Below are 5,944 nucleotides of genomic sequence, written 5' to 3'. Positions count from 1 at the left end.
GTTCTGCTTCGGCGTGAAGTGGTACACCGGGCGCATTCGATCGAGCTCTCCGCAGCGCCGTGGAGGATACTCTCGGCATCATGACCGCGACGACCCGACCGCTGCCCGACCATCTTCCGATCCTCGACCGGCCCGGGGCGAGCCGCGTGAGCGAGGCGGTCTACGCCGAGCGCGAGATCACCGCGCCGGTCGACCTGTGCGACGCACGCGGCCGGCTGAACCCGGCGGCGGTCGGCTTCGCGCGCCAGCCGCTGTTTCGCGCGAATCTCTCCGGTCACTGGCCGAGAAAGAAGCGCTGGAACTTCTGGAACTGGATCGGGCCGGACTTCGTCTTCTCGGTGACGCTGGCCGACATCGACCTGACCTCGTTCTGCTCCTTCACGCTGACCGATTTTCGCGACGGCGCGCACTGGGCCGGATCGTCGTACGGGCGGCCGGGGCGCTTCGACCTGCCCGAGCAGGTCGAGGCGAGCGTCGCCTTCTCGGGCGCGGGAATCGAGTACGCAAATCGCATCGACGGCGGCGACCTGGCGGTGCGCTTCGGCGGCCGCGCCAGCGACGGAACCGAGATCGCGGCCGACTTCGCCGTGCACAGGCCCGCGGGTCACGAGAGCCTGAACGTGGTCGTGCCCTGGAGCGCGACCCGCTTCCAGTGCAACTCGAAGCACGCTGCGCTGCCGTGCGAGGGCGAGGTGCGCGCGGGCGAGCGCCGCTACGCGCTCGATCCGCGCACCTGCTTCGCGGTGCAGGACTGGGGCCGCGGAATCTGGCCGCACCGCTCGTTCTGGAACTGGGGCGTGGCCACCGGCTGGGCGGGCGACGCGCTGCTCGGCGTGAACTTCGGCGCGAAGTGGACCACCGGTACCGGCTCGAACGAGAACGGAATCCTGTGCAACGGCCGGCTGCACAAGATCATGGAGGACCTGCGCTGGGAGTACGACGCGAGCCAGTGGCGCAAGCCCTGGCGCGTGGTCGCCGAGCACTCCGGCGCGCTCGACCTGGTGCTCGAGCCGGTCGCCGCGCACACGCCGAAGCTCGACCTGGGCGTGATCGCGACCGGAGGCGTCTGCGCGTTCGGGCGCTGGCGCGGACGCGTGCGCGTCCCTGGCAGCGAGATCGCGGTCGACGGCCTGATCGGCTGGGCCGAGGAATTCGCGCACCGCTGGTGACGAGGAGACGGGAATTGATCCCCGCAGACGAGAGCTTCGACGGAACCTGGCCCTTCCGCCCCCGCTTCTACGACGGCAACGGCTTCCGCATGCACTACGTCGACGAGGGCGAGGGTGATCCGATCGTGTGTCTGCACGGCGAGCCGACCTGGGGCTACCTGTACCGCGAGTTCATTCCGCGGCTCGCTCGCCACGGTCGCGTCGTCGTTCCCGACCATATGGGGTTCGGCAAGAGCGCCACGCCCCAGGACCGCGACTACTCGATCCGCGACCACGTCGAGAACCTCGAACGACTCCTCGATCACCTGCAGCTCGACTCGATCACCTTCGTGGGGCAGGACTGGGGCGGCCCGATCGCGAGCGGCGTCGCGCTGCGCAATCCCGGCCGCGTGAAGCGCCTCTGCTACATGAACACGGGAATGCCCGGCCGAACGCCCGCGAACGTGAAGACGGTCGCGGACTTCCCCTGGTTCGAGTGGGTGCAGACCGACGAGAGCCGGGCGGTGCTATCGAACCTGGGCGCGACGATCCTGTCGGTGCTGAAGCGAATCGGCTTCGAGCGCGCCGCGCACGTGGACGAGACCTGGGTTCGCGCCTACGCCGCGCACTTCCGAACGCCCGAGGACTGCAAGGGAGCGCTGGCCTTCCCGGCCTGCATCAACTCTCCCGCGACGATGGCGGTGATCTTCGAGCGGATCGCGAACCTGCCCGCGCTCGCCGCCAAGCCGGCGATGTACGTCCACGGCGAAGCCGACCGCGCGATCCCCACCGAGATGGCCGTGGGCACGTTCCGCTCGACCTGGCCGAAAGGCCCGGTCGTCACGCTTCCCGGTGTCGGGCACTTCATCCAAGAGGACGCGCCCGAGACCGCCTGCGCGCTGATCGAGCAGTTCATCCAGATGACGCGGTAGCGGCGCGCCGCTGATGGGCGGCTCCGGGTGCCCGTGCCCAGGAGCCGACCATCCCTTGCCTGCTCCCTGGGCACGAGCGCAAGCTCATCGACGCCGCCGAATGCTTCCCTCCCGCCAGGCGGCGGCCCGGGGCTTGCATCGCAGGCGGAGCGCCGCAGCTCGCGGAAGGAGGAGATCATGTCGGGAGTGAGGGTTCTCGTTGTCTGCCTCGGACTCGGCCTGCTGCCGACGGGGCTGGCGACCGCGAACGACGCGGCGGATCACGGGCTCGAACAGCTGCTGATCGAGTCGGCGACCACGCCCGAGCAACATCTTGCGCTCGCCAACTACTTCAAGGCCCGGGCCACGGCCGCGCGCGAGGACGCCGCCTACCACAGAAGGATGGGCGCATCGTATTCCGGCGGAAAGCTCGCCACGCTGCAGGCGCAGAAGGCGCACTGCGACAAGCTCGCGACGCTGGCGGAATCCGCGGCGGGGGAGTACGACGCGCTCGCCAAGGCGCACGAGGCGCTCGCCAAGCCGTAGCCGGCCGCAAACCGCACGACTCGATCGGGGCGTCGCAACGCTCGCCGCGGCAGATGGTGTACGTTGCAGCCATGAATCCACGCTTGATCGGAACGGCGGTTCTCGGCTTGCTCGTCGCCATGGTGCTGCTGAACAGCTTCTACGTCGTGCAGCCCGGCGAGCGTGGCGTGCACGTCACGCTCGGCACGATGTCGGATCAGTTCGTCGCGCCTGGCTTCGGCATGCGGTTGCCCATGGTCACCCAGATCTGGCGCGTGAACGTGCAGCAGGACACGCGCGAGATCGGCGCGGACTGCTTCTCGTCCGACCTGCAGCAGATCACGATCCAGCTCAAGGTGCTGTACCGGATCCCGGAGACATCGGTGGTCTCGGTGCTGCGCGACTACGCGGGCCACCCGTTCGAGAAGCTGATCCTGCCGCGTGTGCAGGAAGCGACCAAGGAGGCCACCGCGCTGCGCACCGCCGCCGACATCGTGAAATCGCGCGAGCAGGTCAAGGCGGCGGCGCTCGCGTCCTCGCGCGAGAAGGTTGGAAGCCTGCTGATCATCGAGGACCTCGTGATCGAGGACGTGAAGCTCTCGCGCGAGCTCGAGCAGGCGATCGAGGCCAAGATGGTGCAGCAGCAGGAGGCCGAGAAGGCGATCTTCAAGATGCAGCAGGCGAAGACCGACGCCGAGACGCTGATCATCAAGGCCACCGCCGACGCGGAGTCGATCCGCATCCAGGGCGAGGCGCTCGAGCAGGCGCCGAAGCTCGTGGAGCTGAAGATGGTCGAGAAGTGGAACGGCGTCTCGCCGCAGGTGGTCGGCGCCGGCTCGAACATCATGCTCCCGCTCGAGAGGCAGAGCGGCCCGCGCTGATCGCGGCTCAGGGCTCGACCGGGCCCAGGCGCACGACGAGCGAGCGAGACTGGTCGACGAAGAGCCCGACCCAGCGGTCGCGCAGTCCGTATTTCTCGCGCAGCAGCGCGCGGATCGGTGCGCGCGCCGAGAAGTCCTCGAAACGCACGCCAGGAATTCGCCGTCTCGGCCCTCGGCGCGGAAAGCGATCCGCGGATCTCGGCCGAGATCGTCGAACCACGGGTTCTGCGCCGAGCCGGCCTCGAGCCAGAGCTCGCGGACATCAGAAGACCGCGATCGGGTTCAGCGGCGAGGCGGTGCCGCGCAGCAGCACCAGCGGCGCGAGCGTGAGCAGGAACTCCCAGCGCGCTTCGGCCGCGCAGGCGCTGGCGAGCGGCTCGAGCTCCAGGTTGTCGATCAGGTGCAGGCCGAGCGCAGCGATCGCGACGGAGTGGATCGGCAGGCCCACGCCAGGGACTCGCGAGGGAATGACGTCGGAGACGCCATCGCAGCCCAGCGCCGCCACGCCGCGCTCGTGCAGCCACGGCAGGCACGAGGCGTCCAGGCCCGCGAGCGAGACGCGCGGATCCCACGGCCCGCGCGCGTCGCGAAGCGCCCAGCGTCCCGTGCGCACCAGCAGGAGGTCGCCCGGCTCTACGCGCAGGCGCGCGTCCCGCTCGGCGCGCTCGAGGTCGTCGGGGAAGATCGGCTCGCCGCTGTCGAGAAAAGGCACGCCGCGCGATCGCGGCACGTCGAGCAGGATGCCGCGCGAGACGACGCCGGAGCTCAGCTCGTGGATGCCGAGCTCGAGCGCGCCGTGCGCGGTCACGCTCTCGATCGGGTAGCCGTTGTACAGCTTCCCCTCGTGGAAGATGTGGCAGAGCGCGTCGATGTGAGAGGTGGCGAAGCCGTGCGGCGCGATCGCGAAGTAGTCGCCGCCCCAGCCCTCGGTCGCGGTGCCGGTCATGTGGTGCGCGACGGGGTTCGGATTCTCGGGGCCGGGCAGCGTCGGCAGCGGCCGCGACGCAGAAACGGTTCGCCCGCTGCGCACGAGCCGGGCCGCGGCCACGCGCTTCTCGGGCGTGATCAGATTCAGCGTGCCGAGCTGATCGCGCGCGCCGAACCGGCCCCAGTTCGAGAGTGACTGGTGGAAGGCCCGAACTTGCTCGGGAGACAGCGGCGAGCGCGCCACGCTCATCGCGTCGCCCTCACGTCGGAGGCTGCGCGTGCAGCCGGGTGGCGCGCGCAAAGCCCGTGAGCACGAAGCGCAGGAAGCGGCCGAGCGCCGGATCGCCGAGCTCGCCCGCGTCGTCGAAGGCCTGGTGCGCCGACCCGAGCGAGAACATGTCCGGGTAGACGTGCACGCCGACCACCTCGAGCGACATCCGCAACACCCAGAGCCCGCGGTTCCCGCCGACCAGCGACGGCGATGCGGACATCAGCACGGCGGTCTTCCCGCGCAGCGGCATGGGCTTCGCGCGCGTGACCCAGTCGATCGCGTTCTTCAGCACGGCCGGCACGGAGTAGTTGTACTCCGGCGACGAGATCACGAGCCCGTCGGCCGCTGCGATTCGCGCCACCAGCTCCTGCGCGCCGACCGGCAGGCCCGAGGCCGTCTCCAGGTCGCCGTCGTAGAACGGCAGCTCGAGCGCGCGCAGATCGATGCGGTCCACCTGCGCGCCCTCCTTCTCGAGAACCCGCAGCGACAGATCCAGTAGCTTGCGGTTCAGCGACGCCCCGCGCAGCGAGCCCGAGAGCGCAACCAGCTTCATCGCTTCTCTCCTTCCACGGTGAGCCCGACCTCCTGACCGAACGAGAGCTCGAGCGTGTGGCCGTCGGGGTCGCGGACGAACGCCCAGTATCCGACCGGCGGACCGGCGTCGGACGGGCCCGCGATCAGACGGCCCTCCTGTGCTGCGAGCGCGGCCAGGCGATCGACCTCGGCGCGGCTCTCGCACCCCACGCCTAGGTGCGCGAGCGGCCGGAGCGGGTTCTCGACCGTCGCTGTCGCCACCAGCACGATCACGAACGGTCGGGTGAGATCGGAGAGCCAGACGACCCCGTCGCGCCGATGCACGACCTGCATTCGCGCGTAGCGCGACCAGAACGCGACGGTCGCGTCGAGGTCCGACGAGGAGAGCGCGACGTGCGTGAGCCCGAGATCGTGCACGCGGGCATTCTGAGCGGGATCGGAACTCCGGGCAACGAGCTCTTGACCCGATGGCGGCGGGCGTCGAGACTGCGCTCGATCATGGCGTGGTTTCGAAACCGCTCGCGCAGCTCCCCGAGCGACGACTCGACCCTGGTCGGCGGCGAGCGTCTGGTGCTCGCCGTGCTCGAAGGCGCGGACACCGGCGCGAGCCTGGCCGTCCCGGCCGTCTCGCTCGAGATCGGGCGCGGCGAGCAGACCGCCATCGCCGACGGAAGGCTCAGCCTGCGCGACCGCTCGGTCTCGATCCGCCAGGCGCGGCTCTCGCGCGGACGCGACGGCTAGCTGCTC

Annotated in this window: 8 protein-coding genes; 5 read left to right on the top strand and 3 right to left on the bottom strand. The window is 70.0% G+C overall.

Going from position 1 to position 5,944, the window contains the following annotated elements:
- Nucleotides 1-80 precede the first annotated feature (80 nt).
- From FJ108_17590 to FJ108_17575, 4 genes are all read left to right on the top strand, one after another.
- Nucleotides 81-1,169: a DUF2804 domain-containing protein gene (locus tag FJ108_17590; protein ID MBM4337703.1), complete on the top strand. Its 1,089-nt coding sequence runs from the start codon at nucleotides 81-83 to the stop codon at nucleotides 1,167-1,169.
- 14 nt (nucleotides 1,170-1,183) lie between these two features.
- The gene (locus tag FJ108_17585) at nucleotides 1,184-2,080 is read left to right on the top strand and encodes an alpha/beta fold hydrolase (protein MBM4337702.1); all 897 of its coding nucleotides are present in this window, start codon (nucleotides 1,184-1,186) and stop codon (nucleotides 2,078-2,080) included.
- A 186-nt stretch (nucleotides 2,081-2,266) separates the two neighbouring features.
- On the top strand, nucleotides 2,267-2,605 hold the full coding sequence (locus FJ108_17580) for a hypothetical protein (protein ID MBM4337701.1): 339 nt from the start codon (nucleotides 2,267-2,269) through the stop codon (nucleotides 2,603-2,605).
- A gap of 53 nt (nucleotides 2,606-2,658) precedes the next feature.
- Nucleotides 2,659-3,465: a prohibitin family protein gene (locus FJ108_17575; GenBank protein ID MBM4337700.1), complete on the top strand. Its 807-nt coding sequence runs from the start codon at nucleotides 2,659-2,661 to the stop codon at nucleotides 3,463-3,465.
- A 262-nt stretch (nucleotides 3,466-3,727) separates the two neighbouring features.
- Here FJ108_17575 and FJ108_17570 read toward each other — a convergent pair whose 3' ends face one another.
- Genes FJ108_17570 through FJ108_17560 form a run of 3 tightly spaced genes read right to left on the bottom strand, consistent with a single transcriptional unit; the run spans nucleotide 3,728 to nucleotide 5,614 of the window.
- Complete coding sequence (locus FJ108_17570; GenBank protein ID MBM4337699.1) at nucleotides 3,728-4,642, bottom strand: cyclase family protein; 915 nt, start codon at nucleotides 4,640-4,642, stop codon at nucleotides 3,728-3,730.
- 10 nt (nucleotides 4,643-4,652) lie between these two features.
- Complete coding sequence (locus tag FJ108_17565) at nucleotides 4,653-5,216, bottom strand: NAD(P)H-dependent oxidoreductase (protein MBM4337698.1); 564 nt, start codon at nucleotides 5,214-5,216, stop codon at nucleotides 4,653-4,655.
- On the bottom strand, nucleotides 5,213-5,614 hold the full coding sequence (locus tag FJ108_17560) for a VOC family protein (GenBank protein ID MBM4337697.1): 402 nt from the start codon (nucleotides 5,612-5,614) through the stop codon (nucleotides 5,213-5,215). The genes FJ108_17565 and FJ108_17560 overlap by 4 nt, the downstream gene beginning before the upstream one ends.
- A gap of 81 nt (nucleotides 5,615-5,695) precedes the next feature.
- Between FJ108_17560 and FJ108_17555 the strand changes: the two genes are divergently transcribed.
- On the top strand, nucleotides 5,696-5,938 hold the full coding sequence (locus FJ108_17555) for a hypothetical protein (protein ID MBM4337696.1): 243 nt from the start codon (nucleotides 5,696-5,698) through the stop codon (nucleotides 5,936-5,938).
- Nucleotides 5,939-5,944 lie beyond the last annotated feature (6 nt).

Source organism: Deltaproteobacteria bacterium, from assembly GCA_016875225.1.
Lineage (GTDB): Bacteria > Myxococcota_A > UBA9160 > SZUA-336 > SZUA-336 > VGRW01.
Note: the sequence above shows the minus strand (reverse complement) of the source record. Positions and strands in the feature narration are given on the sequence as shown.